This is a genomic window from Microcystis sp. M49636_WE2 (assembly GCF_030065375.1).
Lineage (GTDB): Bacteria > Cyanobacteriota > Cyanobacteriia > Cyanobacteriales > Microcystaceae > Microcystis > Microcystis aeruginosa_C.
In genome coordinates, this window is record NZ_JASJFG010001064.1 from 1 (window position 1) to 1,373 (window position 1,373).

Annotated in this window: 3 protein-coding genes; 1 reads left to right on the forward strand and 2 read right to left on the reverse strand. The window is 42.8% G+C overall.

The window, feature by feature from the left end:
• Positions 1-314: 314 nt before the first annotated feature.
• Positions 315-521, reverse strand: coding sequence for a type II toxin-antitoxin system HicA family toxin (locus PX484_RS24690; RefSeq protein WP_012266944.1), 207 nt, complete (start codon positions 519-521; stop codon positions 315-317).
• Positions 522-535: 14 nt separating this feature from the next.
• The gene (locus PX484_RS24695) at positions 536-739 is read right to left on the reverse strand and encodes a type II toxin-antitoxin system HicB family antitoxin (RefSeq protein ID WP_002776494.1); all 204 of its coding nucleotides are present in this window, start codon (positions 737-739) and stop codon (positions 536-538) included.
• 90 nt (positions 740-829) lie between these two features.
• Between PX484_RS24695 and PX484_RS24700 the strand changes: the two genes are divergently transcribed.
• A partial coding sequence (locus PX484_RS24700; RefSeq protein WP_288106049.1) for an RNA-guided endonuclease InsQ/TnpB family protein occupies positions 830-1,373 on the forward strand: 544 nt, incomplete at its 3' end.

Consider the following 1,373-nt stretch of genomic DNA (forward strand, 5'->3'; position numbering starts at 1 on the left):
ATTGGGGGGAAAATTTAGGGATTTTTTCCCTGAAAATTAGGTAATTGACCACCTGAAAATGGGTAAAACCCCACACCCCACACCCCACACCCCACACCCTGCCCCCACGAAAAACTTTTTCAGCAGCCCCTAAGTAGGGAGACACAATTATTTGTAGGATGGGTTAGCAGTAGCCTAACATGATCGGGCGTTGGGTTTCATGCTTCAACCGTTCGGCAAAAGCTCACGGCCGAAGCCCAACCTTGAATGATATTATCAGTCTAACTCTCGGTCGGGTGCAGTGATTGGTTAGACAGATGGACTTTAGATGAAGTTTATGGAGATTTCCACTCTCCTTCTGGGATCATGGCTGTAATCATGATGTTACGCAATGTTCCAGTAGGTAAATCTCTCCCTTGATGGTAAGGTACGATAACTTGAGTATCTTGATCCCTACCACGCCATTTTCTATGACTACCCTTCTGAGAGATCAGTTCAAAGTTATACTTGCGTAATATGCGCTCAACCTCGTCAGCATTCATTCTCCTGAGTCGAGTCATCCCACCATAACCTCACGGATTACTGCTCCTGGTAGAAGGTCGATAGCATCAGGTTGTAAATAAAGCTCGATCGCTTCGCGTATATTATTGAGAGCTTCCTCTTGTGTAATACCGGCAGATGTGCATCCGGGCAGTTCCGGACACCAAATTGCCCATTCGTTTGTATCGGGATCGGGTTCAAGTATCACTCGCCATTTCATCGAAAATTTGGGTCTGAAACCCCGTCGTTCTACGACGGCTTTACCGTCAAATATTAGCACATTTACGAAATATATGCTAAAATGTGAGGTATGGAAAAAGCCTATTCTTACCGATTTTACCCCACACCCGAACAAGAGTCGCTATTGCGGCGCACATTGGGCTGTGTAAGATTAGTTTACAATAAAGCTCTCCATCTCAGAACACAAGCATGGTACGAAAAGCAAGAAAGAGTAGGATATACTGAAACTTCTTCAATGCTAACCGAGTGGAAAAAACAAGAAGAATTAAACTTTCTCAACGAAGTAAGCTGTGTACCCTTACAACAAGGGTTAAGGCATTTACAAACAGCTTTTACTAATTTCTTTGCTGGTCGTACTAAGTATCCTAACTTTAAGAAAAAACATCAGGGAGCAAGTGCCGAATTTACCAAGTCTGCTTTTAAATTTAAAGACAGACAAGTCTATTTAGCCAAATGCACAGAACCTTTACCTATTCGATGGTCAAGACAAATCCCAGAAAGCTGTGAACCAAGTACAGTAACAGTCAGATTACATCCATCAGGACGCTGGCATATTTCAATTAGATTTGATGACCCAACGATTAAGCCTTTATCAGTAACAGATAAAGCCATCG